General features: G+C 64.2%; 25 protein-coding genes and 1 tRNA gene. 9 read left to right on the top strand and 17 right to left on the bottom strand.

From position 1 onward, the window contains the following. Nucleotides 1-45: 45 nt before the first annotated feature. From HRU92_RS12635 to HRU92_RS12625, 3 genes are all read right to left on the bottom strand, one after another. Entirely contained in the window at nt 46-642 is a 597-nt protein-coding gene (locus HRU92_RS12635) for a DUF308 domain-containing protein (RefSeq protein ID WP_172125659.1), read from the bottom strand. A 189-nt stretch (nt 643-831) separates the two neighbouring features. Beyond that, nucleotides 832-1,326 carry an Hsp20/alpha crystallin family protein gene (locus HRU92_RS12630; protein WP_173088270.1) on the bottom strand — a complete coding sequence of 165 codons (495 nt, stop codon included), beginning with the start codon at nt 1,324-1,326 and terminating at the stop codon, nt 832-834. A gap of 159 nt (nt 1,327-1,485) precedes the next feature. Next, a complete protein-coding gene (locus HRU92_RS12625; RefSeq protein WP_172125661.1) occupies nt 1,486-1,716 on the bottom strand; it encodes a hypothetical protein in 231 nt (76 codons plus the stop codon). A gap of 315 nt (nt 1,717-2,031) precedes the next feature. On the opposite strand from HRU92_RS12625, the gene HRU92_RS12620 reads away from it, so the two are divergent. The 4 genes from HRU92_RS12620 to HRU92_RS12605 all read left to right on the top strand — a co-directional run bounded on the left by HRU92_RS12620 (nt 2,032) and on the right by HRU92_RS12605 (nt 4,747). Then, on the top strand, nt 2,032-2,856 hold the full coding sequence (locus HRU92_RS12620; RefSeq protein ID WP_173088268.1) for a universal stress protein: 825 nt from the start codon (nt 2,032-2,034) through the stop codon (nt 2,854-2,856). A gap of 322 nt (nt 2,857-3,178) precedes the next feature. Next, nucleotides 3,179-3,913, top strand: a complete 735-nt coding sequence (locus tag HRU92_RS12615) for a helix-turn-helix domain-containing protein (RefSeq protein ID WP_127754607.1) — start codon at nt 3,179-3,181, stop codon at nt 3,911-3,913. Then, a complete protein-coding gene (locus tag HRU92_RS12610; RefSeq protein ID WP_172125663.1) occupies nt 3,910-4,404 on the top strand; it encodes a hypothetical protein in 495 nt (164 codons plus the stop codon). The genes HRU92_RS12615 and HRU92_RS12610 overlap by 4 nt, the downstream gene beginning before the upstream one ends. 121 nt (nt 4,405-4,525) lie before the next feature. Further along, on the top strand, nt 4,526-4,747 hold the full coding sequence (locus HRU92_RS12605) for a hypothetical protein (protein WP_127754605.1): 222 nt from the start codon (nt 4,526-4,528) through the stop codon (nt 4,745-4,747). A 114-nt stretch (nt 4,748-4,861) separates the two neighbouring features. Here HRU92_RS12605 and HRU92_RS12600 read toward each other — a convergent pair whose 3' ends face one another. From HRU92_RS12600 to HRU92_RS12585, 4 genes are all read right to left on the bottom strand, one after another. Further along, nucleotides 4,862-5,830 carry a sensor histidine kinase gene (locus HRU92_RS12600; RefSeq protein WP_248307136.1) on the bottom strand — a complete coding sequence of 323 codons (969 nt, stop codon included), beginning with the start codon at nt 5,828-5,830 and terminating at the stop codon, nt 4,862-4,864. Between the two features lie 204 nt (nt 5,831-6,034). Next, complete coding sequence (locus HRU92_RS12595; protein WP_172125667.1) at nt 6,035-7,855, bottom strand: heavy metal translocating P-type ATPase; 1,821 nt, start codon at nt 7,853-7,855, stop codon at nt 6,035-6,037. A 132-nt stretch (nt 7,856-7,987) separates the two neighbouring features. After that, on the bottom strand, nt 7,988-8,743 hold the full coding sequence (locus HRU92_RS12590) for an SDR family oxidoreductase (protein WP_172125669.1): 756 nt from the start codon (nt 8,741-8,743) through the stop codon (nt 7,988-7,990). 117 nt (nt 8,744-8,860) lie between these two features. Then, nucleotides 8,861-8,937: transfer RNA gene (locus tag HRU92_RS12585), tRNA-Arg, on the bottom strand. Nucleotides 8,938-9,152: 215 nt separating this feature from the next. Between HRU92_RS12585 and HRU92_RS12580 the strand changes: the two genes are divergently transcribed. Both HRU92_RS12580 and HRU92_RS12575 read left to right on the top strand, forming a co-directional pair. After that, nucleotides 9,153-9,962: a thermonuclease family protein gene (locus tag HRU92_RS12580; RefSeq protein ID WP_349236752.1), complete on the top strand. Its 810-nt coding sequence runs from the start codon at nt 9,153-9,155 to the stop codon at nt 9,960-9,962. Continuing rightward, a complete protein-coding gene (locus HRU92_RS12575) occupies nt 9,959-11,437 on the top strand; it encodes a M48 family metalloprotease (protein ID WP_173088266.1) in 1,479 nt (492 codons plus the stop codon). The genes HRU92_RS12580 and HRU92_RS12575 overlap by 4 nt, the downstream gene beginning before the upstream one ends. A 36-nt stretch (nt 11,438-11,473) precedes the next feature. Here the strand turns inward: HRU92_RS12575 and HRU92_RS12570 are convergent, their stop codons facing one another. The 5 genes from HRU92_RS12570 to HRU92_RS12550 form a co-directional block, all read right to left on the bottom strand. Further along, nucleotides 11,474-11,674: a Flp family type IVb pilin gene (locus tag HRU92_RS12570; protein WP_172125671.1), complete on the bottom strand. Its 201-nt coding sequence runs from the start codon at nt 11,672-11,674 to the stop codon at nt 11,474-11,476. A 22-nt stretch (nt 11,675-11,696) separates the two neighbouring features. Next, the gene (locus HRU92_RS12565; protein WP_127754599.1) at nt 11,697-12,104 is read right to left on the bottom strand and encodes a (deoxy)nucleoside triphosphate pyrophosphohydrolase; all 408 of its coding nucleotides are present in this window, start codon (nt 12,102-12,104) and stop codon (nt 11,697-11,699) included. Continuing rightward, nucleotides 12,101-12,871 carry a GNAT family N-acetyltransferase gene (locus HRU92_RS12560; protein WP_172125673.1) on the bottom strand — a complete coding sequence of 257 codons (771 nt, stop codon included), beginning with the start codon at nt 12,869-12,871 and terminating at the stop codon, nt 12,101-12,103. The genes HRU92_RS12565 and HRU92_RS12560 overlap by 4 nt, the downstream gene beginning before the upstream one ends. After that, complete coding sequence (argJ, locus tag HRU92_RS12555; RefSeq protein ID WP_172125675.1) at nt 12,852-14,087, bottom strand: bifunctional glutamate N-acetyltransferase/amino-acid acetyltransferase ArgJ; 1,236 nt, start codon at nt 14,085-14,087, stop codon at nt 12,852-12,854. Before argJ ends, HRU92_RS12560 begins: the two co-directional genes overlap by 20 nt. Nucleotides 14,088-14,197: 110 nt before the next feature. Next, complete coding sequence (locus HRU92_RS12550) at nt 14,198-14,434, bottom strand: hypothetical protein (protein ID WP_172125677.1); 237 nt, start codon at nt 14,432-14,434, stop codon at nt 14,198-14,200. Between the two features lie 98 nt (nt 14,435-14,532). Between HRU92_RS12550 and HRU92_RS12545 the strand changes: the two genes are divergently transcribed. Then, nucleotides 14,533-15,147, top strand: coding sequence for a TetR/AcrR family transcriptional regulator (locus HRU92_RS12545; protein ID WP_127754595.1), 615 nt, complete (start codon nt 14,533-14,535; stop codon nt 15,145-15,147). An 8-nt stretch (nt 15,148-15,155) separates the two neighbouring features. On the opposite strand, the gene HRU92_RS12540 is transcribed toward HRU92_RS12545, so the two are convergent. Further along, nucleotides 15,156-16,148 carry a peptidylprolyl isomerase gene (locus HRU92_RS12540; RefSeq protein WP_172125681.1) on the bottom strand — a complete coding sequence of 331 codons (993 nt, stop codon included), beginning with the start codon at nt 16,146-16,148 and terminating at the stop codon, nt 15,156-15,158. A gap of 410 nt (nt 16,149-16,558) precedes the next feature. On the opposite strand from HRU92_RS12540, the gene secA reads away from it, so the two are divergent. Beyond that, nucleotides 16,559-19,300, top strand: a complete 2,742-nt coding sequence (gene secA / locus HRU92_RS12535) for a preprotein translocase subunit SecA (RefSeq protein ID WP_127754593.1) — start codon at nt 16,559-16,561, stop codon at nt 19,298-19,300. A gap of 56 nt (nt 19,301-19,356) precedes the next feature. Here the strand turns inward: secA and aztD are convergent, their stop codons facing one another. Next, nucleotides 19,357-20,550 carry a zinc metallochaperone AztD gene (gene aztD / locus HRU92_RS12530; RefSeq protein WP_172125683.1) on the bottom strand — a complete coding sequence of 398 codons (1,194 nt, stop codon included), beginning with the start codon at nt 20,548-20,550 and terminating at the stop codon, nt 19,357-19,359. Between the two features lie 360 nt (nt 20,551-20,910). Here aztD and HRU92_RS12525 point away from each other — a divergent pair, with 360 nt between their 5' ends. Beyond that, on the top strand, nt 20,911-21,339 hold the full coding sequence (locus HRU92_RS12525) for a VOC family protein (protein WP_172125685.1): 429 nt from the start codon (nt 20,911-20,913) through the stop codon (nt 21,337-21,339). On the opposite strand, the gene HRU92_RS12520 is transcribed toward HRU92_RS12525, so the two are convergent. The 3 genes from HRU92_RS12520 to HRU92_RS12510 all read right to left on the bottom strand — a co-directional run bounded on the left by HRU92_RS12520 (nt 21,329) and on the right by HRU92_RS12510 (nt 24,177). Next, complete coding sequence (locus HRU92_RS12520) at nt 21,329-21,976, bottom strand: hypothetical protein (protein WP_172125687.1); 648 nt, start codon at nt 21,974-21,976, stop codon at nt 21,329-21,331. The two genes, HRU92_RS12525 and HRU92_RS12520, sit on opposite strands and share 11 nt — an antisense overlap. Nucleotides 21,977-22,064: 88 nt before the next feature. Further along, on the bottom strand, nt 22,065-23,075 hold the full coding sequence (locus HRU92_RS20870) for a murein L,D-transpeptidase family protein (protein WP_206524653.1): 1,011 nt from the start codon (nt 23,073-23,075) through the stop codon (nt 22,065-22,067). Nucleotides 23,076-23,223: 148 nt separating this feature from the next. Beyond that, nucleotides 23,224-24,177, bottom strand: a complete 954-nt coding sequence (locus HRU92_RS12510; protein ID WP_127754590.1) for an acetyl-CoA carboxylase carboxyltransferase subunit alpha — start codon at nt 24,175-24,177, stop codon at nt 23,224-23,226. Between the last annotated feature and the right edge of the window lie 17 nt (nt 24,178-24,194).

Below are 24,194 nucleotides of genomic sequence, written 5' to 3'. Positions count from 1 at the left end.
AAAAAAGGGGGGCTTCGCCCCCCAAAAGCGTTTCTAGCCCGCCGCTTATTGTCGGGGGGCCGGAGCCTGGCGCGGCGCTGCGGGCTGGCGTGAGCGCAGCATATACCAGGCGACCGCCAGCAGGGCGCAGGCATAAACGATCAGCAGGATGGAAACGATGTTGATCAGTTGAAGAGCGCTTTGCGATGGCATCGCCAGCAGCACGATCCCGACGCCAAGATGAGCCAGCGCCGTGAACACCGATGGCCAGAACCGATCCACTGTGCTGCGATATTTGTAAACGATGTAGAGTTCCACCAGCCCAGCGCAAATGCCGAGAAGACCCACCACGGTGATGATGAATTTGGGCGTCACTTCCGGGCTGACATATTGGCTGCTGAAGATCAGGATGCCGGCCAGGATCTCGAGGACGTTGCGCACGACATCGTTGAATTGCAGGTTGATGGTGGGGGTGCGGAAAATGTCGGCCAGCAGCCCAAGCATGCCGTCCGCCACCAGCAGCATCGCGGAAATCACCACGAGAAGCCGAAGGGCCGCTTCGGGGTCATTGAGGCCATAAATCCCGGCTGCCAGCATGATTGCACTGCGGGCAAGCAGGACATAGGCGCCATAGCGTTTGTGCTCTGTGGATTGATCACTCATTTCGAGCTCCTCGCGAGCAATGATGCTGGGCAATGGCCCGAGCAAGGCGACCCGGTGCCTGCTGGGGCCGGCGAGGGCCGAAAGGGCTGAGACTGCCGATAACCTCGGCCGCTCGGGGGTTGGCGGGGGACGCCGCCAACCCGATAAACTGCGCAGGTGCCCGCCCCCACGGTGGGCCTTATCTCATGGTCAATGGTGGATGGGAATTTCCTTGGGGGTATCGGAATATCCCGCCGGCTTGGGAATGGTCAGCGTCAGCACGCCTTTCTCGAACTTGGCGTTGACGCTCTCGGGATCAACAGCGAAGGGTGCTGTAAAGGTGCGGTTGAACGAGCCATAGCTGCGCTCGCTGCGATAAACCGAGCCCTCCTGGGACTCGGTGGTTTCCCGCTTTTCCCCGCTGACCGTCACGGTGCGATCCTGAACCGTGATCTTGACGTCCTCGTCGCTCATCCCGGGTAGTTCGAGCGACAGCATCAGACCGGAATCGGTTTGCCGCAACTCGGCATCGGGGAGGAAGCCGCGCATCCTGCTGCTGAGCGAGGTTGGAAAACCTGGGGTCAGGGCATAAAAAAACTCCTCGATGCGGTCGCGAAGCGCGTCAATCTGCCGATGCTCGCCCGTGGAAGCTGGCATCCGGCCATTGCCGTTGGTGGTCGCAGGCGTTTTATCAGTCATGGTCATGGTCTGGTCCTTTCCGATTGCATCCCTCAGGATGCCAGCAAGGCTACAATCGCGGACCAAATGGCGCGGTGACCAAAGTCAAGGAACGGTGCGATTGGGCGTCCGGAGCGCCCGTCAACCGGGCTTTTCGAGCACATTCCCGACTCCTAACGCGCAGGATCAGCCGGCCGCCTGCCGGTAGGGAAGTGAGCCTCCGGCAGGCTCCAAACCGCTCCCGCGAAGGGCGGCGATCCGGGTTTCGGACACGCTCGAGCAAACCACGATCTGGCCGCGCCATGCTGCCGCCGAAAAGCCCAGCATGCGCTGGCAGGGGCTGGTCTGGTAGATCGCGGCGCCCATCGCGGCGAAGACCAGCAAAATGATGGCAACGGCGATCCAGATCGGCTTCATCCGCCCTGTCCTGCTTACCTCGTGCAAGGAGGATACGCCCCCTTGCCCGAGCTGCGTTGACGGGAATCAAGAGACGGGCATTCCGTGGGCCGAGCGGTGGGCGTGCGCTTGTTGCCGGTTTTGACCTCCGTCAAAGCGCGGCGGGCTGGAGGTGGGAAGCTCGCGGGAACAAAAGGAGCCGCCATGTTAAACCCCAACCAAGCCCCTGGCCCGCTCCGCTGGCCGTCGCGCTATTCTTTTTTCTTTCTGGCGCTCGGTACCCTGCAGCCCGCCCCGCAGCACAAACCCAACCCCCAAGGCAAGTGAGCGCCCGCCATGATCAAGGATATTGTCGTTCACCTCACCGGCTCAGATGAAGATCGGGTGCGCCTCGATTATGCCGAAACCCTGGCTGGGGTGTTTGATGCCCATCTGACGGGGCTGCTGGTGCATCTTGAGCCCGAACTGGTCGCCTCGCCTGGCCTCATTTATGCCGATGTGCTCCCGACCTTGATGGACGAAGCGGCTGCGTTGACGCGACAGCGCCGGGAGGTGCTCGCCGCCCGCTTTGCACTGATGGTTGTGCCCAACGATTTGCGCATCGTTTCGGGGGTCACCGACACCGTGGGGGAGGGGCTCGCGGCCGAAGCGCGGGCCTCGGATCTCTTTATTGGCACCCGTCCATATGGTGATCCCGACAAGAACTATCGCGACGAGGAGGGGGTGCTGTTCGGCTCGGGCGGGCCTGCATTGTTCCTGCCGCCCCAGAAACCGGCATCGTTCCAGCTCGAAAACGTGCTGGTAGCCTGGAAGAACCAGCGCGAAGCGGCGCGGGCGATCAAGGACGCCTTGCCGATCCTGAAAAAGGCCCAGCAAGTTGTGCTGGCGGTGGTCACCGATGAGCCCGAAGAGCAGGCCCAGACCTCGTCGGGCGCCGATATCGCGCGCTATCTCAGCCGCCACGATATCCATGGCGAAATCAAGGAACTGGCCGGATGGCGTTCCGCCGCCGAGGCCTTGCTGAGCGAAGCGCGGCTATCCGGCGCCGATCTCGTGGTGGCGGGCGCTTATGGCCGCTCGCGCCTGCGCGAACGCGTGCTCGGCGGCGTCACCCGGGCGCTGCTCAGCAAATGTGATGTGCCGGTGCTGATGTCGCGATAACGCCCGTGCCTGAGCACCGGCGAGCGAAAAACGCCGGTGTTTCCTCCTTCCCCCCATCGCCTATGGCCTCGCCTTTTTCGGGTGCAACAGGCGGTCCCTTTGGTTGCGGCGCTGTTGGTGCCGGGGGATGCCGCCGGCTTTTTTGATCTCCGATAAAACCCGGTGCTTGATTTCCATCAACGAGCCCGTCGCCCAATTCCCTACCCTCCTTGAAGCGGGCGAGGCCCATAGCTGGCGGGAATGTCCGACCAGCGACCTCGCATCGGCACTGTTGGAAATCAGGTGCATCGACAGGGATCAACCAGGATACGGGGAGAACTGCATGACCTTCCAGACCATGCTGCTACAGCCGGCCCCTGCCATGTCAGGCCCGGCAATGTACTTGGCGGAAACGGCCCAGGATGCGCTGTCCACCTATGGGGCTGGATCCGAGATTTATGGCCAGGGAGAACTTGCCGGCCCGATCTATGCAGTTGAGTTCGGATGTGTGCGCATCGGCCGCCTCACGCCCGAAGGCAAGCGGCAGGTTTGCGGCTTTTCCTTTGGCGGCGATGTGTTTGGCTGGGAGTGCGGGCGCGAGCATCGCTTCTTTGCCGAAGCGGTCGGGGTCACCGGCATCCGCGTGTTGCGGCCCAACCGTGATGCCGAGGCGGCAGCCAAGCTTTTTCCGCTGGTGGTGCAAAGCCTGACACGCTTCCAGGAGCATCTGCTGGTGCTGGGCAAAACCATTGTCGATGAGCGGTTGGCGGCCTTTCTGTGCGATCTCGCCGCCCGCCAGGGCGCAGGCTCGCGCATCGAGTTGCCCATGGCCCGCAACGATATTGCCGACTATCTCGGGGTCAGTTTTGAAACCGTGTCGCGCATCCTGCGCCGGTTCCGCGACCAGGGCCTGATCCGCGTCCCCGACATTCATTCCATCGAGATTTTGGACCGGGCCACGCTCGAGGCCATCTGCGGGCATGAAGCAGATTTGACCCCCGTCAAGGCCTCTGAGTTCGGAGCTCTTAGTCTCCAAGGTGACGCGCAAGGCGCCCGATCGGAAAGGAGAAACAAGTGAAAGACAGCATTGGTACCCAGCCCATCATCGATGATTTCGAGTTCGAACTGCGTGGTGACACCGCCCAGACCAGCGTGGCGCTGCACGAGGCCGCACGATCATGGGGCGGTGTGCCCGATCCGGCTCCCACGCCGATCATTGCCCAGTTCGCGGGCAAGGTCAGAGCGTTCCTCGATGGACTGCGGTTGAAATCGGCGGGTTTGATGAACAATCCCGCGCCCGGCAGCTGCCGGCACCAGGCGACAACGCTCCCCTTCCGGCGCACGCGCTCCTTCCGGGCGGTGCCGGCGAGGGTTCGGTTCCGGCAAAGCGCCTTGCGCTCTGCGGCACCCTTGACAGGCGCGGGCAAAGCCAATGCGGCCCCGCTCGATCCGGGCTCAGGCTCGGACGCGGCTGATCTGCCCTTGCACCCCGAAGGAGCCTCCCGGCGCGACGGTGAGCTGGAAGCCAATAGCCGCAATAGCGCTGGGGCAAGCGATCCCGCGCCCTGACCCGCTGATGCGACTTGGATGGGGAAACGCTTTGTTCGTTCCCGGTCGGCCCGTCGCCATCAGGGACCACCACCGACACAACTCTCCAGGTTGAATGCCTGGCCCTGGTTTGGAGGGCACCATGCTCAACACAAGATGGCACCGTGACAACCCGCGCCCGCTGTTTCCGCGCTCGGCATTGCTGGGCTGGCACCTGAGGCACGAGGCCGCCTGCTCCTGCAGCTCGCTCCCCGAGTTCGTGCTGCGCGAGCTCGACGAAATGGGCGTGATCGTCCCCGGCCATACCTCCCGCCCCGAAGGCAATGTGGCTGTCACCGCCCGCGCGCTCCGCCCCGGGCTTTGAGCGCCCGGCAAGCAGATGGGGCTGACAGGCCCCATCGCTGCCCCAATCGGGCAAGCAGCCAAACCCCACTCCTGCAGTCGCCTGCCCGGCCAGGGTCCGAAGGGACAGCTGGCGTCAAACTGCCAGTTGGTGGGTGTTGGCCCAAAGGGTGACGACGATCCCCTCGTCGGACCAGTCGGTCTGGATCGAGCCGCCCAGCTGGCCCGTGACGCTGCGGTTGAGCAGCTTGCCCCCATAGCCTTGGTCGGTCGGCGGCTTGACCCGGGGTCCCCCGCGTTCCGTCCATATCAGGCATAGCTCGTCGGGGGTAAGGCTCCCCGAAATAACCAGCAGGCCCGATCCCACGGACAGCGCGCCATATTTGACCGAATTGGTCGCCAGTTCATGGATCACCAGGGCCAGGGTGGTGGCCGATTGCTCGCCGATCTCCATCGGGGGCACATCGACATAAATCCGGTTGAAATCCCCCGAAGCATCATAGGGCGCCAGGATCACGCTGATCAGGTCCTCGAGCGCAGCGCTGCCCGCCGCATGACCGGGGAGGGAGCGGACAAAATCATGGGCACGGCGCAAGGCCTGCAGCCGCCCCTTGAGCTCGGCGGTCATCTCGGCAACGCTGGTGCTCGAGCGCGACGACAGGTCGACCAGCCCCTCGGCAATGGCCAGCAGGTTCTTGACCCGATGGCTCATTTCGCCCGCCAGCAATGCGTTGTTTTCCTCGGCCTGCCGGCGTCGGGTCACATCCAGGAACACCCCCACCATCTGCCCGTCATGCAGCCGCTCGTCTTCCCCGAGGCCCCGGACCGACACCCAGCGCACCTGCTTGTTCACGAGGATGCGGAAATCGATCTCATAGGTGCCCTTGATGGCGCGCGTGGCCCGCAGATTGGCCCGTACCATTTCAAGGTCGGCCGGGTAGACGCGCGAGGAAAGGTCCTCCAGCGTCACCCTGCTGCGGCGCGGCAAGCCCCATAGATCGAAGCCGAGTTCGTCCATGATGAAAGCGTCGGTTTCGGGCGACCATGACCAAAGCGCCACCCCGGCCGCATCGAGAGCGCGCCTGAGCTTGCTGGTTTCCTGCAAGAACGGGCGGTCGGGAAGTGCCGTTTCACGGTTCGCGGACCCAGGGCGTTTCGTGGGTCGAGGCCGCGGTTCAAGGGGATAGCCACCTGGCGTCGGCATATCGGGAATCTCCTGGGCTGGCTGCCACTATAGGATCGGCTCACTGGCCCTTCTTGATCACCGTCAACGCTGATGGGTATGGTGGGGTCCGGCGCATGCGTCGGATCAGCGCAGCGCCCGCATGGCGTTGAGGATCACGGCAACATCGATCGCTTCCTGTATCAGCGCGCCCTGGACAGGAGGCAAGAAGCCGAAGGCAGCGGCAGTCATCGCCAGCACCGAAAGGCTAAGCCCGACCGTAACGCTTTGCAGGGCAATGACCCGCGAGCGCTGGGCAATGCCGATGGCTTCGGCCAGCGGGGCAAGCTGGTCCACCAGCACCACGACCCCCGCCGCTTCCGAGGACGCGGCCGCACCCCGCGCGCCCATGGCAACGCCCACATCGGCGGCGGCGAGCGCTGGGGCATCATTGACCCCGTCCCCCACCATCATCGTATAGCCTGACCCATGTTCGGAGCGCACGGCTGCCACCTTGTCGCCCGGCTTCAGATCCCCCCGCACAGCGTCAACCCCGAGGCGGTCGCCCACTGCCTGGGCCACCGCAGTCCGGTCGCCTGAAGCCAGTACGATCCGGTCCACTCCGGCGGCACGGAGTGCCTGCAGGACCTGGCCGGCATCCTCGCGCAGCCGATCGGCAAGGATGATGAGCCCCGCAAGCTCGTCGTTGATGGCGACGGCCACGGCCATGGCCTCTTCGGGGGTGGCAAGCTGGGCTGGCGGCACTGTCGGTGGCGGTATTTGCGCCAGCACCCAATCGGGTGCGCCGACCACGACGCGCTGCCCTTCCACCGTGCCGACAAGGCCGGTGCCCGGCGTTTCCGTGACGTGGCTGGGGGCGGAAAGTTGCAGCTTGCGCTCGGCGGCGGCATCAATCAGCGCTTCGGCCACAACATGGTTGGAAGCTTGTTCGAGGCTGGCGGCGGGCCCGAGCACATCGGTTTCGGTGTGGCCCGCCATGGTGGTGATCTGCGTCACGGCGGCGCGGCCATAGGTGAGCGTGCCCGTCTTGTCGAGGATCACCACCTTGATCCGTGCCATGGTTTCGAACACGCCGCCATTCTTGATCATCACGCCAATCCTGGCGGCGCGCGACATGCCCGAAATCAGGGCCACCGGCACGGCCAGAATCAGCGGGCAGGGGGTTGCCGCCACCAGCACGGCCAGGGCGCGCACCGGTTCGTGGCTCAGGCCCCAGGCGAGGCCGGCCATTGCGAGCGTCAGCACCAGAAACCAGATCGCATATCGATCGGCCATGCGCACCATGGGCGGCTTGCTGCGCTGGGCCGCTTCCACCATCCGGACAATGCCGGCATAGGTGCTGTCTCGTGCGAGGTTAGTGGCAAGAAGGGTGAAGGCTGGGCCCAGCGAGGTCGAGCCGCTCATCACCTCGCCGCCGGCGGCCACGCGGGCGGGATTGGCTTCTCCCGTCAGCGCCGAGACATCGAGCACCGCATCGCCATCAAGCGGGCTGCCGTCCACCGGCACCACCTCGCCCTGCCGGATCAGCAGGTGGTCGCCCGGAGCGACCTCATCGATCGGCACTTCCACGAGGTGCTCGCCCTCGAACCGCATGGCGGTGCGGGCAACTCGGCCCAGCAGGGCGGTCATCTCCTGTTGCGCACGGCCCTGGGCGTAGCTTTCCAGCAGTTGCCCGCCGGCATACATCAGGGCGACCACATTGCCGGCCAGCGGTTCCCCGAAAACGAGGGCTGCCGACATGGACAGCGCCGCCACCACGTCGAGCCCCACATCCCCACGCCGCAGTGAGGTCCAGATCTGGACCAGCAGGGCACCCAGCACGGGCAGGGTTGCCGCGGTCCAGATGACGTGGGCCCAGTTTACCGGCCCTTGCCACATGACCAAAAGGCCCGCGAGGAGCCCGACCAGGGCCAGCGCCAACAGCAGATAGGTGGTCCGCTGCTTCATCTTGGCTTGGCCCCCGTGGATCTTGGTGGCTGTTGTATCCCGCTGGCGGCGGCCCGACTTGATGGCCGTCAAGTTGCGACCATCCGCGCCAGCTGGACAGCTGGCGGGCAAGTGACGGCCCGGCGCTCTCGATCAAACGGCGGTGTAGCCGCCATCCACGAGGTGGTAGCTGCCAGTGATGAAGCTGGCAGCGGGGGACAACAGGAACACGGTGAGCGCCGCAACTTCCTGCGGGGTGCCCAACCGGCCGATCGGATGCAGATTGCGCAAGCCGGCCAGGGTTTGCGCGTCAAGCGTGTCCGAAATCAGCGGGGTGTCGATGAACCCAGGGCCAACCGCATTGATGCGGATATTGTGCTCGGCATATTCGGCTGCGGCCGCCTTGGTCAGCCCTACCACGCCATGCTTGGCCGCCACATAGGCCGGTGAATTGGCAAAGCCGACCGTGCCCAGAATGGATGCCATGTTGACGATCGCCCCGCCGCCCGAAGCCTGGATCGCCGGCAATTGGTAGCGCAGGCCGTAAAACACGCTGTTGAGGTTGACGTCGATGACCCTCGCCCAGCCGTTCAGCGGGTATTCCCCGGTGCGGGCCGCCGGGCCGCTGATCCCGGCATTGTTGACGGCGTAATGCAGCGCGCCAAAGCTGCGTTTGACATTGTCGACCAGCGCCTCCACTTCAAGAGCCGAGCCCACATCCAGCGCGTAAGCCTGGGCGGTTCCACCCGCAGCGCGGATGGCCAGGACGACATCGTCGGCACCCTCCTGATTGAGATCGGCAACCATCACCGAAGCGCCACGGGCCGCAAGTTCATGGGCAATGGCTGCCCCGATCCCCGACGCTGCCCCGGTCACCAATGCGGCCTTGCCTTTGAAATCCTGGTCCATGCGTTCCTCACTGCGTTGAGTCAGAACGAAACTAGGGTGCTGTCGCCGCGCCGGCCTTGACCGAAATCAAGCCAGTGAATGCCGCGGGTAAATTGCACAGCGGCGCGGGCGGCGAAATGGTGATCCCGGCGGGATTCGAACCCACGACCCCAGGATTAGGAATCCTGTGCTCTATCCTGCTGAGCTACGAGACCACACGGTTTGGGGTTATACAGAACCTGGCGGGCGGGTGCAAACGCGCGAAACGACCGTGCTTTTTCGCTTCAGGAGCAGCTAGGGGAAAACCCGCAGCGTGCGGTGTTGCGCTAAAGCCTCACTGGTGCGCTTCGTGGGGCCGTGAACTGGCTCGGTAAGGTTTTGTTGCAGGCTTTGCCGTTATGGTGAACCGAATCTTACCGAGGTCGGCCCCGTGTTCAAGACCAGCTTTGTTCGGCTCGCCACGCTTGCAGCGCTGTCCAGCGTTTCGGCCGCGGCGATGGCGTGCGAAGCTCTGCGCATGGTGCCCGGCGGCACGGTTGTCCAGGTCACCGATGGCGACACGGTGGTGCTTGATTCGGGGCTCGTCGTGCGCCTGATCGGCACCCAGGCGCCCAAGCTGCCCTTGGGGCGCGAGGGTTTTCCCACCTGGCCGCTGGCGCCGCAAGCCAAGGCGGCGCTCGAAACCCTCGCGCTCAACCGCCCCGTGCGGCTGGGCTACGGCGGGGAGGAAGTGGATCGCTATGAGCGCGCCCTGGCCCACCTCTTTGTCGAGGGGCCAGAGGGAGAACAATGGGCCCAGCAGGCGATGATCGCCCAAGGGCTGGCGCGGGTATATTCCTTTCCCGACAACCGGGCGTGCCTTGATTTATTGCTCGCCGCGGAAGGGCGGGCCCGGGCGGCCGGGCTTGGCATCTGGTCCGATCCCTATTACAGCGTGCGGGCGGCAGATCGGCCTGAAGAATTGCTCGCGCGCGCCGGCCACTATGAACTGGTGGAAGGGCGGGTGTTGCTGGCCGATCGCAGCGGCGGGCGGGTCTATCTCAATTTCGGCCGGTTTTGGAAGCAAGACTTCACCGCCGTTATCGAGGCATCCGCATTGCGGCTGTTTGCCGAAGATGGCTTTGATCCAATGGCGCTGGAAGGCGCCCTGGTCCGGATCAGAGGATGGGTGGATGATCGGGATGGTCCACGCATCGAAGTAACCCATCCCGAGCAGATCGAGGTTTTAGCCACACAATGACGGGGTATCTGCGTAAGGCTCGGCCGGTCCGGCTCGCATTGCTCGCGAGCGCGTTGCTGGTGGTTTCGGCCTGCACCACAATGAGCGGCACCCATATTGCGGTGACCCAGACGGGCGATAATCCCGCTCCCCTGGTCGTGCCCGAAGGCACCGATCCAGAGGATGTGGTGATCGGCCGGCGCGAACATCCGCGCATCATCGCCGCCTATGGTGGGGTGTATTCCGATCGCCCCGCCGAAATCATGGTGGCGCGCATTGTCGGCCGGCTGCTGGCTGCGGCCAACCAGCCCAATGCCCAGTTCCAGGTCACCATTCTCGATAGTGCCGAGGTCAATGCCTTTGCCCTGCCGGGTGGCTATATCTATGTCACCAGAGGCATTCTCGCGCTGGCGTCCGACACCAGCGAACTCGCTGCGGTCCTCGCACACGAAATCGCTCACGTGACGCTGCGCCATGCGCGCGCCCGGACCGATCGCACCCGCACCACGGCCATTGTCGACCGGGTGATCACGGGCGTATTCGGCGGCGACAGCTCGACCGATCAATTGTCCAACCGTTCGCGCGAATCCATGGCCGCTTTCGGCCAAAGCCAGGAGCTGGAAGCGGATCGCGAAGGCATCAAATTTGCCGGCAAGGCCGGCTATGACCCCTCCGCCGCTGCGCGGTTCCTGGGCGTGATGAGCCGGTTCGCCAGCTTCTCGGCCGGCGAAAATGCCGGCGAGGGGTTCCTGTCCTCCCACCCATCGACCCCCGCCCGCATCCAGAAGGCGATGGATACGGCAACCACCATGTTCGGCCAGGCCGGCATTGGCGAGGTCGGGCGCGAGGAATATCTGGCCAGCATCACGGGCCTGACCTTCGGCGACAGCCCGGCGCAAGGCTCGATCATCGGCCGGCGCTTCGTGCATCCGGCCAGCAAGTTCACCTTCACCGTGCCGCAGGGCTATACGCTGCAGAACTCGCAAAGCGCGGTGGTGGGCGTTGCCGGCGATGGCGAGGCGGTGCGCTTCGACAGTGCCGAGGTCAATGCCAGCATGCCCTTGGCCGATTATCTCAAGTCCGGCTGGATCGCCGGGCTCAAGGGCGAAACCGTTAGCACGCAGAGCTTCAACGGCATCGAAACGGCCTCGGGCCTGGCGCAAACCGATCAGTGGTTCTTCCGCGTGTCGGTGATGCGGCTTGATGGCCAGGTTTACCGCTTCATCTTTGCGGCCAAGTCCGACAGTGCCCGCTTTGCGGCTGGCGCTGAAGCCACGCTCAAGAGCTTCCGGCGCACGACGACCGCCGACCTTGCCGATATCCGACGCGTCGCGGTGCGGATCGTCACGGCCAAGCCGGGCGACACCAGTGAATCGCTGGCGCGCCAGATGGCCGGGCTCAATCGCGGCACCGAGCTGTTTTACATCATCAATGATCTGTTCCCCGGCGATCCGATCCGGGTCGGGGAAAAATACAAGGTGGTCGCGCTGCACTAGCGCGCCCCCGTCGGGGCTGATGCCGCGCCGTTGGCGTCAGCGCGTCCTCTCCATGGCGTCCTCGATCGCGCGGGACGCCCCGCCGACCCCGTCGCCGAACAAGACAGTGACATTGTCGCCCAGCGCCACGAGGCTCGTGATCAGGGCCACTGCAATCAGGGCGGCAATCAGGCCATATTCGATGGCGGTGGCGCCGCGCTCCTCGGCGAAAAACCGATGAACTATCCGGGTCGGCATCGGCGCTGCGCCTCCTTGCTCCCTAGAGCAGATCGCACAGGGCGGCGATCAATGGCTCGTCGGCCGGGGGCATGGGATAATCGCGCAGGGCCTGCGGGCGCACCCATTTAAGAGCGGCATGTTCCTTGGCCTGCGGCTGGCCCTGCCATTTCCGGCACACATAAAGTGGCATCAACAGGTGAAAAGTTTCGTAAGGGTGGCTGGCAAAGCTCAGCGGCGCGAGACAGGCGGTTTTGGTGGATACGCCAAGCTCCTCTTCCAGCTCGCGGATCAGGGCGGCTTCGGGTGATTCGCCCGGCTCGACCTTGCCGCCCGGAAACTCCCACAGCCCCGCCAGCGACTTGCCCTCGGGCCGCTGGGCGATCAGCACCCGCCGGTCCGCATCCACCAGCGCACAGGCAACAACAAGCAGTGTGGGGTATGCGCTCATGGGCTGGGAACAATCCGGTAGGTGTAATCATATTGGTGCGCAAAGCCGAGGCGCTGGTAGAGTGCCTTGGCGGCCAGGTTGTCGCCCGCAACATTGAGCGCCGCGATCGTGGCGCCGGCATGTTGGGCCCAATAAAGCCCGCTTTGCATCGCCGCCTGGCCAAAGCCCTGCCGCCGCTGCCCGGGGTCGGTGACGACATTGCCCGCAACAACAATATCGCCGGCCAGCGCGAACAAGGCCGAAGCTGCAGGCTCGCCATTGCCGGCATAAACCACGACGCCCCGGGCGGGCACGCGCATCGCCTTGAGGAGGGCGATGAACTTGTCGGTTGTTGGCCCATCATAGGGTTGGAGCCGGGCCTGGGCTGCGAGAAAGGCCGGGTCGAGCGGGTCGGTCGCTTGCGCCCGCTTGTCAGGCGTCACCGCGCCGAGCCTTGCCGCATAAACATGGGACAGCTCGATGCTGCGCCACCCACCGGCATCGAGCGCGGCAATAAGCTCAGGGCTCGCCAGCGGCGTCAGCCGGAACACGGGGGGCAAGCCCCGTTGTTCGAGCCAGGCGCGGCTCGCTGCAACCCGCCCCACGGCGTTTGTCCCATCTGCGGGGTCAAGGCATTGCACCGAATTGGCGCGCTTGGTGAAGCCATTTGCGGCGCGCCGGATCCAGCCGCCGTCATATTCGGTTTCCACACCCGGCCAGGCCTGCAGCCCGGCCTCTTCCAGTTCGAGGACGCCGGGCAGCACCATTTCAGCTCCGATAGCTGCCATTGATGTCGATATAGCCATGGGTCAGGTCGCAGGTGTAAACCGTGGCGCGTCCCTGGCCGAGCCCGATATCGACGGTCACTTCCAGCTCGGTCCCCTTCATGTAAGCGGAGGTCGCGGCTTCGTCGTAGACCGCCGCGCGTTCCCCGGCCTGGGCGACCACCAAGTCGCCAAAGCGGATCGACAGCTTGTCGCGGTCAGCCGGCTCGCCGGCCTTGCCCACCGCCATCACGACGCGACCCCAATTGGCGTCCTCGCCGGCAATCGCCGTCTTGACCAGCGGGCTATCGGCAATGGACTTGGCGATCCGAAATGCGCTCTCGTCGCTGGTGGCGCCTTGCACATGCACGCTCACCTGCTTGGTAGCCCCTTCGCCGTCGCGGACCACCTGGATGGCCAGGTCGAACAGCACGTCATGCAGGGCGGTGCCGAAGATCTCGGCGCGCGGGTCCTCGAGGCTGGTGATCGGCTCGACGCCGGGTACCTGTCCCGTTGCGAATACCAGCAGCGTGTCGGAAGTGGAGGTATCGCTGTCGACCGTTACGGCATTGAAGGTGGTGCGCACATGCTGGCTCAGCAGCGCCTGCAGCACATCGGCGGCGATCGGCGCGTCGGTGAACACAAAGCTCAGCATCGTCGCCATGTCAGGCGCGATCATGCCCGAGCCCTTGGCAATGCCGTTGATGGTGATCGCGCTGCCGTCAAGGTCGAGCGTTGCACCCGCAAGCTTGGGGAAGGTGTCGGTGGTCATGATGGCCTTGGCCGGCTCCATCCAGGGCGTCTCGCCCAGCCGGGTGGCTGCATCCTCGAGCACCCCAGCAAACTTGCTGGGATCGAGCGGCTCGCCGATAACGCCCGTGGACGCCAGGAAGACTTCGCTTGGGGCGCAGCCCAATGCCTTGGCGGCAAAATCAGCAGTCGCTGCCACGCTGTCGCGCCCCTTGGCGCCGGTGAAGGCATTGGCATTGCCTGAATTGACCACAAGCCCGCGCGCCACACCCGCCGGCAGATTGGCCTTGCACCAATCCACCGCCGCTGACGAGCACAGCGAACGCGTGACCACGCCGGCAACGGTCGTCCCCTCGGCAAGGCTCACCAGCAGCACATCGGTGCGGTTCTTGTACTTGATGCCCGCTTCGGCGGTGGCAAAGCGCACTCCGGCGACGGCCGGCAGTTCCGGATAGGATTGAGGGGCAAGCGGGGAAACCGGATGGGCCATGCCTAAACGCCTTTGAACAAGGAAAGCTGGCTCCGGGTGTGCCTCAAACATGGCCCATTCGCAAGACGGCCGGGCCGCGGTAGCCCGCCGTCCCCGCCGGTTTTCCCGCCTTAGCTGGCGGCCCGCTTCCTGCCGGCAATAAAACCGCCGAAATGCCGGCCGATCAAAGGCACGACCACAAGCACGATCGTGCTGGCCATGAATGGCACGAGCACGAGGCTGCGCTGCCAGATGTCCCAGCCAACGGTGAGGGGCGTCAGCAGGTAAAGATAAAGCGTGACGATGGGATAAACCGCCGGCGTCATGACCAGCGCCATGCGCAGGCGCGAAGCGAGGGAAGAAGGCATTTGTCTGCTCCAACAGAACGGTACGTTTCGTTCTATAATGAAACGCGCCGTTTCGATCAAGTCTTTTCTTTATGGTTGAGCTGGCTCATATTAGCGTCATGAGCATTTCCCCAGCAGACGAGGCCGATGATCGACGCCGCTCCATCGGTGCCCGGCGCAATCCGGAAACCGAACAAGCGATCCTTGAGGCGGCCGAAGCCATCATGGCCGAAGAGGGGATCGCCGGCTTTTCCATCGAAGCGGTGGCCAAGCGCGCCCGGGCCGGCAAGCCCACCATCTACAAGTGGTGGCCCGGCAAAACCGCGCTGCTGCTTGATGTTTATCACCGCCACAAGCCGGCGGCGGTGCATACCGATACCGGCAGCACCGAAGGAGATGTGCTGGCATTCCTCACCGGTATCTTCACCCATTGGGGGGAAACCGGCGCGGGCAATGTGTTTCGCTTCGTGATCGCGGAAGCCCAGCGCGACGAACAGGCCGCGCAGTCGCTACGCGCTTATGCGGCGCAGCGGCGGATCCAGACTGGGGCGATTTTCGAGCGGGGCGTGGCGCGGGGCGAGCTCGCGGCCGATACCGATGTGGGCCTTGCCGCCGATGCGCTGGCCGGCTTTGTGTGGCACCGGCTGCTGACGGGTCGGGTCGAATGCGACCCCGAGCAATTGGCCAAACTGGCCCGGCAGATGGTCCGGGGGCTGCTCGCCCCCGGCGCCTGATTGGTTGCTTACTGCGCGGGGGCAGCTTCTGGTGCGGCTTCCGGAGCAGCTTCCTCTTCGCCCGCTTCGGCAGCTTCTGCAGCTTCCGCCGGCTCGGTCTGGGCTTCGACAGCTGCGGCCAGCGCGGGATCGGGAATCTCGATCTCGACGCCTTCCATCAGCTTGGCGACTTCGGCATCAAACGCGTTCATCAGCAGCTGCTGCTGCAACTGGCCGGCGACCTGCTCGATGGGCGCGGGGCTCGACTTGCGCTTTTCCTCCAGCCGGATGACGTGCCAGCCGAACTGGGACTGCACGGGATCGCTGATCTGGCCGGGCTCGGTCAGGGCAAAGGCCGCCTCTTCGAACTGCGGCACCATCATGCCGGCGCTGAAAAAGCCGAGATCGCCGCCATTGGCTGCACCGGGGTCGATCGACTTTTCCTTGGCCACTTCAGCAAAATCGGCGCCGCCATCGAGCTCGGCCTTGACCGCCTTGGCCTCGTCTTCGGTCTGCACCAGGATGTGGCTGGCATGGATCTCGTCGGCCGGCTCGAACTCCGCGACATATTTGTCGTATTCGGCCCGCACAGCTTCTTCGGTCACGGCCGCCGCGATCACATCGGCAAAATAAGCGCGGCGCAGGGCGCGCTCTTCCAGGTAATCCAGCCGCTGCTGGAACAGGGGCGTGGCGTCCATGCCCGCTTCCTTGGCGGCGCCGGCCATCACTTTCATGTCAATCAGCACGCGCAGCAGGAAGGCCTTGCGCTGTTCGGGAGGCATCTGGCTCAGTTCCTGGGTCAGGTCCTCGGCCGCAAAGCTGAGGTCAGCCTCGGTGATGGGCTCGCCACCCACTGTTGCGACAACCGCGTCAGGGGCCGGGGTAGCCGGCTCGGCAGCGGGGGCAGTCTCGGTCGTTGGAGCCGCGGGAGCCGCGTCCTGGGCCAGGGCGGGCAGCCCCGCGGCCAGAACCAGCGCCAAGGCACTTACGGTGCGCCCGAGGCGCTTGGATGAAAACAGCATAGCGTGGTTCTCCTTGACGGGCGCATGCCATGGGCATGGCCGCTGGTGGTCGGCAATGGGGGCGCCCCGATCAGGCGCGCGCCTGCCTGTCATGGCTTAGCGGCCAAAATGTGCCGCCCAAGGGGGAAGCGTCGGGGATGGTTAAGGCTCCATGACGGACCCGTTTTTACTGAGCCGCGCGCAGATGTGGCCGATTTCGCCGAAGTTGACAAGGCAAGGGGGCGCTCTTACATCTCAGCCGCATTTTACGGCATGCTTTCGGTGGCCAGAATGGCTGATGACGCATGCGCGAAACCCTCGGGGCCAGCTGGCTCCACATCGTGCTATAGAGGCAAAAGATGATCTTCTTGCCCCTGCGCGGACCGCAAACGGCCCTTCGCGCCACGATGATCAAACAAAGGACGATCTAGATGGCTCTTGCTGCACTTGCCCGGCGGCTTTTCGGTACCGCGTCCGATCGGCATGTGAAGCGGTTTCATCCCAATGTCGCTGCCATCAATGCACTGGAATCCGAACTGGCGGGACTTTCCGATGAGGCGCTGCGCGCGCGCACCGAGCAGTTCAAGACCCAGCTCCAGAATGGCGCCGATCTCGATGACCTGATCGTGCCCGCCTTTGCTACCGTGCGCGAAGCCTCCAAGCGCGTGCTCGGCATGCGCCACTTCGATGTGCAGCTGATCGGCGGCATGGTGCTCAATGACCGCTCCATCGCCGAAATGCGCACCGGTGAAGGCAAGACGCTGGTGGCAACGCTTCCCGTCTACCTCAATGCGCTGACCGGCCGGGGCGTGCATGTGGTCACGGTCAACGACTACCTTGCCCGCCGCGACGCCGCCTGGATGGGCCAGATCTACAATTTCCTTGGTCTCTCCTACGGCATTATCGTGCATGGCCTGACCGATGCCGAGCGCAAGGCCGCTTATGCCGCCGACATCACCTACGGCACCAACAACGAATTTGGCTTCGATTACCTGCGCGACAACATGAAATATACGCGCGCCCAGATGGTGCAGCGCGGCCATGCCTATGGGATCGTCGACGAAGTGGACTCCATCCTGATCGATGAGGCGCGCACCCCGCTCATCATCTCGGGTCCCTCCGAAGACCGCTCCAATCTCTACGTCCAGATCGACGAGATGATGGAGCTGATCGGGGAGGACGATTTCGAGCTCGACGAAAAGCAGCGCTCCGCCACCTTCACCGATGCCGGCATCGAAAAGCTCGAAGCCCGGTTGGCTGAAGTCGGACTGCTGAAATCTGAATCTCTTTACGACGTGGAAAACGTCGCCCTGGTGCACCACGCCAACTCGGCCCTGCGCGCGCACAAGCTCTTCCGCAAGGACAAGGACTACATCGTTCGCAATGATGAAGTCGTCATCATCGACGAGTTCTCGGGCCGCATGATGCCTGGCCGGCGGTATTCGGAAGGCCTGCACCAGGCGCTCGAAGCCAAGGAACACGTCAAGATCCAGCCGGAAAACCAGACCCTGGCCTCGATCACCTTCCAGAACTATTTCCGCCTGTACGAAAAGCTCGCCGGCATGACCGGTACGGCCGCCACCGAAGCGGAAGAATTCGCTGATATCTACAAGCTCGATGTGGTGACCGTCCCCACCAATCTGCCGGTGCAGCGCCAGGACGACGAAGACGCCATTTATCGCACCGCGGCCGAAAAGTTCGACGCCATTGCCGATATGATCAAGCAGTGCCAGGAGCGCGGCCAGCCCGTCCTCGTGGGCACGACCTCGATCGAAAAATCGGAAATGCTGGCCGAACTGCTGCGCCAGAAAAATGTCGGCGCCATGAACGTGCTGAACGCGCGCCACCACGAGCAGGAAGCTCAGATCGTGGCCGATGCCGGCATGCCCGGCGCCATCACCATTGCCACCAATATGGCGGGCCGCGGCACCGACATCCAGCTCGGCGGCAACCTGGAAATGCGCATCGAAAAGGAAGCCGAGGGTCTCGAAGGGGCCGAGCGCGAAGCCAAGATCGCCGAGATCAAGGCCAAGATCGCCGAAGACAAGGCCAAAGCCATTGCCGCGGGCGGGCTCATGGTGATCGGCACCGAGCGCCACGAGTCGCGCCGCATCGACAACCAGCTGCGCGGCCGTTCGGGCCGTCAGGGCGACCCTGGCCATTCCGCCTTCTTCCTGTCGCTGCAGGACGATCTGATGCGCATCTTCCCGGTGGATTCCATGGATTCCATGCTGGGCAAGCTCGGGCTCGAACAGGGCGAAAGCATCACCCATCCCTGGGTCACCAAGGCCATCGAGCGTGCCCAGGGCAAGGTCGAAGCGCGCAACTTCGACATCCGCAAGAACATTCTCAAATATGACGACGTGATGAATGATCAGCGCAAGGTGATCTTCGAGCAGCGTCTCGAGATGATGGATGCCGAGGATGTCAGCGATACCGTGCGCGACATGCGCCACGATGTGGTGGAAGCCATTGTCGCCAAGGCCATTCCCCCGCGCTCCTATCCCGAGCAGTGGAATGTCGAGCAGCTGACCGCCGCGGCCAAGACCTATCTCAACATCGATGCACCGATCGCCCAATGGGCCGAGGAAGAAGGCATCGACGCCGAAACGGTCACCGAGCGCCTGATCAAGGCTGCCGACGACTTCTTTGACGCCAAGGAGCAGCGCACGCTCGAAGCCATGGAAGCGGCCGGCACCCCCAATCCGACCGTGATGCGGCAGGTCGAAAAGTCCATTCTGCTGCAGTCCATCGATGGGCTCTGGCGCGAGCACCTCGTCACCCTCGATCACCTCTCCAAGGTCGTGGGCTGGCGCGGCATGGCCCAGCGCGATCCGCTCAACGAATACAAGCAGGAAGCCTATGAGCTGTTCCAGGCGCTCCTGACCAATCTGCGCGAACTGGTGACCACCCAGCTTTCCCATGTCGAGCTGCAGATCCGCCCGCCCGTCTCGGCGCCTGATCTGAGTGGCTTGCGCGAAACCCATATCGATCCGCTGACCGGCGAAAACGACGCCGATGGCGACGACACCTTTGATGATTCCCTCGGGGCCACCGGCGAGGATCCCTCGCTCAAGCCCCTCGACCCCGCCCTCATGGTCGGCGTCTCCCGCAATGCCCCTTGCCCCTGCGGTTCGGGCAAGAAATTCAAACACTGCCACGGCGCTTTCTAAGCCAAAGGCCCGGACGCAAGTCCGGGCCTTTTTCGTTCACGGCGTCTGCGTCGGCCCTAGTGGGTGTGGCCTGAACCGCCCACCGCCACGATGTTGAACGGTGCCCCTTCGAGCTCGATATCGAGCTCAAGCGTGAAGCTCTCGGCATCCACGACATGGATGCTGCCGGCCAGCGGATCGGTCACCGCGATTTCACCGCCTGCCACGGCAATGCGCGGGCGCGGCAGATCCCATTCCCCATCCATGGAATATGGCTCAGTCAGCTGCAGCGACCGCGTCAGCTCGCCCGATACCACGTCCAGTTCGCGCAGCTGCCCGTCTTCGGTGAAGATATAGGCGAATTTGGGCGTGCCTGGATTGACGGCAAAATGCACGCGGCGGGTCGGCAGGTCCACGAGGCGGAAAGCATCCTCACCGGCACTGGGATCGATCAGCACCACCTGGTCGGCACCATAATTGCCGAGGAAATACTGCAGGCCGACACCCCCAAGCAGCGTAGTGGCTTTGCCTTCGGGCAGAGCATCGCTATAGGGCAGGAACTCGACCACTGGCCCCGTTGCGGCGTCCTTGGCGATCAACAGGCCCGTTGCACAGCCAACAGCCAGCAGATTCCCTGATGTTGCTTCGCCGTGCAGGTCGGGGCAGTCGTGTAGCTCACCCACTTGGCTGCCTTGCCCATCGACGACCAGCAGGCCCGTCCGCCGCTTGTCGGGATCGTCGGGGTTGGAGGCAGAGACCAGCAGATAATCCCCCATCTGCACGGCCAACCCGTGATGGGGCGCCGCAACCTTGTATTCCCGGGCCTGCGGCTTTCCGTCCAGCCAGGCGCCTTCATCGAGCACGCGCACCATACCCTCTTCGTCAAAAAAGAGGGCGATCTGGCCGTGATGCTCCACGAAGTGGGACGGCTTGTCGCCGGTCACCCGCGCTTGCACCAGCGCCGGGGCTTCCACCGCGATGTCGCCATGGTCACCATGGTCCTCAAGGGCAATGCCGCTGCGGATCGCGGCAACTCTGTCGGCGCTGCCCTGCACCGCAAACACGCCGGCCTTGCTGCCGGTGGCATAAAGGCTTGCCGGTCCCTCAACCGCGAAGTTTGCCAGCACTTCGCCATCGGCCATATCGATCACCGCGATTTTCGGTTCGGCATGGTCGGCCACAAACAAGCGCCAATGGCTCTCGGTCTGTGCCAGCACCGGCAACGAAACGGTAGCCAGCAGTCCCGCCAGCAGAAATGAAAATGGACGCATGCGCTATCTCCTGTTCTGTTACAACATAACGCACGTAACGTAATGTTGTTACACTGGCAAGACACTGATGCATCTGTGGAGAGGGCCATCGGAGTTCACCCCCTCGGCTCTCGCCCTCCCTCCCCCTTGAGGGGAGGGCCGGGGAGGGGGTCGTCGGGTCATGCACCAGAAAGGCCGCTCAACCCTCGCACCGCCCCCGCAGTCGACACCCTCCCCCTTGAGGGGAGGGATCAAGGGTGGGGGTTCAGGCTTCTCTGCACATGCGAAGCCGGGGCCCTCGGGCCGAGACATCCACCACATCCCCGGAACTTCGGTCGAAAAACCGCGTTTGCGCGCCTGTCAGCCTCAGGAGTGTTTGCCATGCTCGACCATTCCGGCTTTGTTGTTGCCGACCTTGCCCGCAGCAGGCGCTTTTATGATGCGATCGCCCGGGCGCTTGAGCTGGGCACCATCGACAACGGCCCCAATGCGTTCCTGCTCGGCAAGAGCGCGCAGGAGCCCATTCCCTATCTCTGGATCGGCACCAGCCGGCCGTCATACTGGGCCGAGGGCTCGCGCCCCGGGCTCAACCAGATGCATTTTGCCTTCCGCGCGCGCAGCCCCGCAATGGTGGATGCGTTTTATCGCGCGGCCCTTGCCGCCGGCGGTACCGACCACGGCCCGCCCGGTCCACGCCAGGGCGCAGGGGAATATTACGGCGCCTTTGTGCTCGATCCCGATGGCAACAATATCGAAGCCTGCTTTCGCGGCGTCGACTTTACCCGTGCCGAGCCTGAGTTCAGCAGTTGACGCGCAATTCGGCGTAGCCGGTCATGCCACCGGCGCCCGAGGACACCACCGCGACGGTGCAGGTGGTGCCGCGCAACAGGGCATTGCCGCCATTGGGAATGGTGGTGCCGTCCGCCAGCGCCACATAGCCCGCTTCCACGGCGGCAACATTGACCTCGGCGCCATTGCCGCAAATGGGGTAGTTGTCCCCGCCCGTGACCAAAAAGCGCGTGCCCGCGGGCATGCAATCGCCCCCTGAGGCAGCAGTGGCGGCGGCGGGCGCGGCGTCGGGCAGCGGCGGCAGGGCGCCAGCCGGAGGCGTGTTCGCGCTTTGGTTGCGCCAGTCTTCTTCCAGGATCGCCAGCCGGTTGGACAGTTCAACCAAGGGGTCTTCCCCCGAGGCTGCTGCAGCCGCCGGCGGGCTGGCCAGTTGCTGGTTGAAGAGCTCCAGGCTCACCCGGATCTGGGCGATGTCGCTCGACATGCGCCTGATGTCGCGCTGGGTATCGGTGTAAACCCAGGCGGAGGCGGCGATGGCGCCCACGGCCACAAGGCCTGCCACAAAGCTCAGCAGGCGCTCCCCGCCAAAGCGTTGGCGCGCGGGGACCGGCGGCAGGGGCCGCTCGGCGGGCTCGGGGGTGGCAACATCGTCGTGCAAGTAACTTATCCTTCGTGGCCCATCGCTTCGGGGCATGCGCCAAGAGCGTGCCCAAAACATGACGGGAGCGTCACGCTCCCGCCGGGGCCTAGACGCCGGCGGGCTTGGTCAGCGGAGCTGGTGCCGCAGCGCCCGAAATCGCCGGCTGGGCCGGTGCCGCCCCGCCGCCCAGCACACTGCCGACCCCGCCGAAAAAGCCGGTCACGGCGCCGCCAATGGCCTCGCCGCGCGCCGCAATGGCGGCTTTTTCGGCGGCTTGCTTGTCGATCAGCGCCAGCGCATCATTGATCTTGGCGTCGGCCGCCTGCTGTTCGGCCACCAGGGTGGGGTGGGTGGTGAGCACCGGGCAGGGGCCGAGCGGATCGAGCGGGCCGCTGGTCATGGCATTGAACACATAGCGCTGTTCGCACACATCCCAGGATGGGGGCGTCTTGTTGAACTCAAAGAAGTCATAGCCTTCCTTGATGTTCTTCCAGAAGGGCAGGTGCTGGTTGGTGGCCTGCTTGGCCAGGTTGGCCGCCGTCATCTTGAACGGGAAGATCTGCACCTGGAAGGCGGGATTGCCGCCCTTGAAGCTTTCGCGCGCCAGGGCATAGATCTCGGCCATGTTGCCATCGGTCATGGCGTAGCAGCCCACCGACTTGCAATCGCCATGCACCATCAGATTGGAGCCGCTACGCCCAAGCGCGCGGTCGAACTTGTTGGGAAAGCCGGTATTGAACGCAAGGTAGTAGGCCGATTTCGGGTTCATCTGGCCGGGCGTGACCGTATAGAAGCCTTCGGGGCTTTGGCGGTCGCCTTCCTTGAACTTGGGCCCCAGATCGCCCGAATAGGTGCAGATCTCGTAGCTTTTGAACAAGGCGAACTGGCCGGTATTGGTGCGCTTCCACACCTCGAGCGTACGTTCCTGCTTGAAGATGCGCACCACCATGGCTTCGCCGGGCGAGGAGCCTATGGCGCGTAGCGCGGTGACGGTGGCAGCAGCGAGGGGCTGGTTGTGGCGGTTGTCGCCCTTGATGAAGCCGCAGCCGGCGAGCGCGAGACCCACCCAGAGCAGCACCACGACGGAGCAGAATTTGCGCAGAAAATTGGCGGTCACAGCAGGCAGCCCATACAGCGGAACACGGGGCTAGCCTTAGGCCTGCTTGGTTACCGCGCGGTAAGAAATCATGGTTAACCCGTTCTTACCACGCCGGCAAAGGGCCCGAACAGGGGCCCTCTGCGGTCAAGTCGGCGTGATCGTCCCCTTACAGGGCGGTGCCGATGGCGAGGAACTTTTCGCGCCGGTGTTCGCGCACTTCCAAACGGCTGCGACCGCTGAAATCATTGAGGAAAGTGCTGATGGCGGTGCGGGTCGCATCCATCACTGCCGCCGGGTTGCGGTGCGCGCCGCCCGCCGGTTCAGGAACGATGGCGTCGATCACGCCAAAGCCCAACAGATCCGTCGCGGTGATCTTCATATTGGTGGCCGCGTCCTGCGCCTTGGCGGCATCGCGCCACAGGATCGAAGCGCCCCCTTCCGGCGAGATCACCGAATAAATCGAATGCTCGAGCATCAGCACCCGGTTGGCCGTGGCGATGGCGATGGCCCCGCCCGAGCCGCCTTCACCGATGATGATGGCGAGGTTGGGCACGCCCAGTTCGAGCGATTTTTCGGTGGAGCGGGCAATGGCCTCGGCTTGCCCGCGTTCCTCGGCGCCGATGCCGGGATAAGCGCCGGCCGTATCCACGAACGAAATCAGCGGAATGTTGAACCGGTCAGCCATTTCCATGATGCGCACGGCCTTGCGATAGCCTTCAGGGCGCGCCATGCCGAAATTGTGCTTGATGCGGCTATCGGTGGAGTTGCCCTTTTCCTGGCCCATGACCGCAACGGGCTGGCCGTTGAAGCGCCCGAACCCGGCCTGGATCGCGGGATCCTCGGCGAACTTGCGGTCGCCCGCCAGCGGGGTCCATTCGGTGATGAGGCTGCGGGTATAATCGGAAAAATGCGGACGCTGCGGGTGGCGCGCGATCTGCGTTTTTTGCCAGGGCGTCAGGCGCTTGTAGATGTCGAGCAGCGCTTCTTCGGCGCGAGCCGACAGGCGCGACACTTCCTCGTCGATGGAAACGGCCTGATCGCCCGCTGCCAAATTCTTGAGTTCGGCAATCTTTGCCTCGAGGTCGGCGACCGGCTTTTCAAAATCGAGATAAGTCTGCATCCAACCTGCCCGTTAGG

This window comes from Devosia sp. 1635 (genome assembly GCF_013185955.1).
Classification (GTDB): Bacteria; Pseudomonadota; Alphaproteobacteria; order Rhizobiales; family Devosiaceae; genus Devosia.
The sequence above is the reverse complement of the archived record's forward strand: the minus strand, read 5'-3'. Positions and strand labels throughout refer to the sequence as shown.

Coding starts and splice junctions, on each gene's coding strand:
- HRU92_RS12635 (WP_172125659.1), bottom strand. CDS start 642: ATGAGTGATCAATCCACAGAGCACAAACGCTATGGCGCCTATGTCCTG.
- HRU92_RS12630 (WP_173088270.1), bottom strand. CDS start 1,326: ATGACCATGACTGATAAAACGCCTGCGACCACCAACGGCAATGGCCGG.
- HRU92_RS12625 (WP_172125661.1), bottom strand. CDS start 1,716: ATGAAGCCGATCTGGATCGCCGTTGCCATCATTTTGCTGGTCTTCGCC.
- HRU92_RS12620 (WP_173088268.1), top strand. CDS start 2,032: ATGATCAAGGATATTGTCGTTCACCTCACCGGCTCAGATGAAGATCGG.
- HRU92_RS12615 (WP_127754607.1), top strand. CDS start 3,179: ATGACCTTCCAGACCATGCTGCTACAGCCGGCCCCTGCCATGTCAGGC.
- HRU92_RS12605 (WP_127754605.1), top strand. CDS start 4,526: ATGCTCAACACAAGATGGCACCGTGACAACCCGCGCCCGCTGTTTCCG.
- HRU92_RS12595 (WP_172125667.1), bottom strand. CDS start 7,855: ATGAAGCAGCGGACCACCTATCTGCTGTTGGCGCTGGCCCTGGTCGGG.
- HRU92_RS12590 (WP_172125669.1), bottom strand. CDS start 8,743: ATGGACCAGGATTTCAAAGGCAAGGCCGCATTGGTGACCGGGGCAGCG.
- HRU92_RS12575 (WP_173088266.1), top strand. CDS start 9,959: ATGACGGGGTATCTGCGTAAGGCTCGGCCGGTCCGGCTCGCATTGCTC.
- HRU92_RS12570 (WP_172125671.1), bottom strand. CDS start 11,674: ATGCCGACCCGGATAGTTCATCGGTTTTTCGCCGAGGAGCGCGGCGCC.
- HRU92_RS12565 (WP_127754599.1), bottom strand. CDS start 12,104: ATGAGCGCATACCCCACACTGCTTGTTGTTGCCTGTGCGCTGGTGGAT.
- HRU92_RS12560 (WP_172125673.1), bottom strand. CDS start 12,871: ATGGCAGCTATCGGAGCTGAAATGGTGCTGCCCGGCGTCCTCGAACTG.
- argJ (WP_172125675.1), bottom strand. CDS start 14,087: ATGGCCCATCCGGTTTCCCCGCTTGCCCCTCAATCCTATCCGGAACTG.
- HRU92_RS12550 (WP_172125677.1), bottom strand. CDS start 14,434: ATGCCTTCTTCCCTCGCTTCGCGCCTGCGCATGGCGCTGGTCATGACG.
- HRU92_RS12545 (WP_127754595.1), top strand. CDS start 14,533: ATGAGCATTTCCCCAGCAGACGAGGCCGATGATCGACGCCGCTCCATC.
- HRU92_RS12540 (WP_172125681.1), bottom strand. CDS start 16,148: ATGCTGTTTTCATCCAAGCGCCTCGGGCGCACCGTAAGTGCCTTGGCG.
- secA (WP_127754593.1), top strand. CDS start 16,559: ATGGCTCTTGCTGCACTTGCCCGGCGGCTTTTCGGTACCGCGTCCGAT.
- aztD (WP_172125683.1), bottom strand. CDS start 20,550: ATGCGTCCATTTTCATTTCTGCTGGCGGGACTGCTGGCTACCGTTTCG.
- HRU92_RS12525 (WP_172125685.1), top strand. CDS start 20,911: ATGCTCGACCATTCCGGCTTTGTTGTTGCCGACCTTGCCCGCAGCAGG.
- HRU92_RS12510 (WP_127754590.1), bottom strand. CDS start 24,177: ATGCAGACTTATCTCGATTTTGAAAAGCCGGTCGCCGACCTCGAGGCA.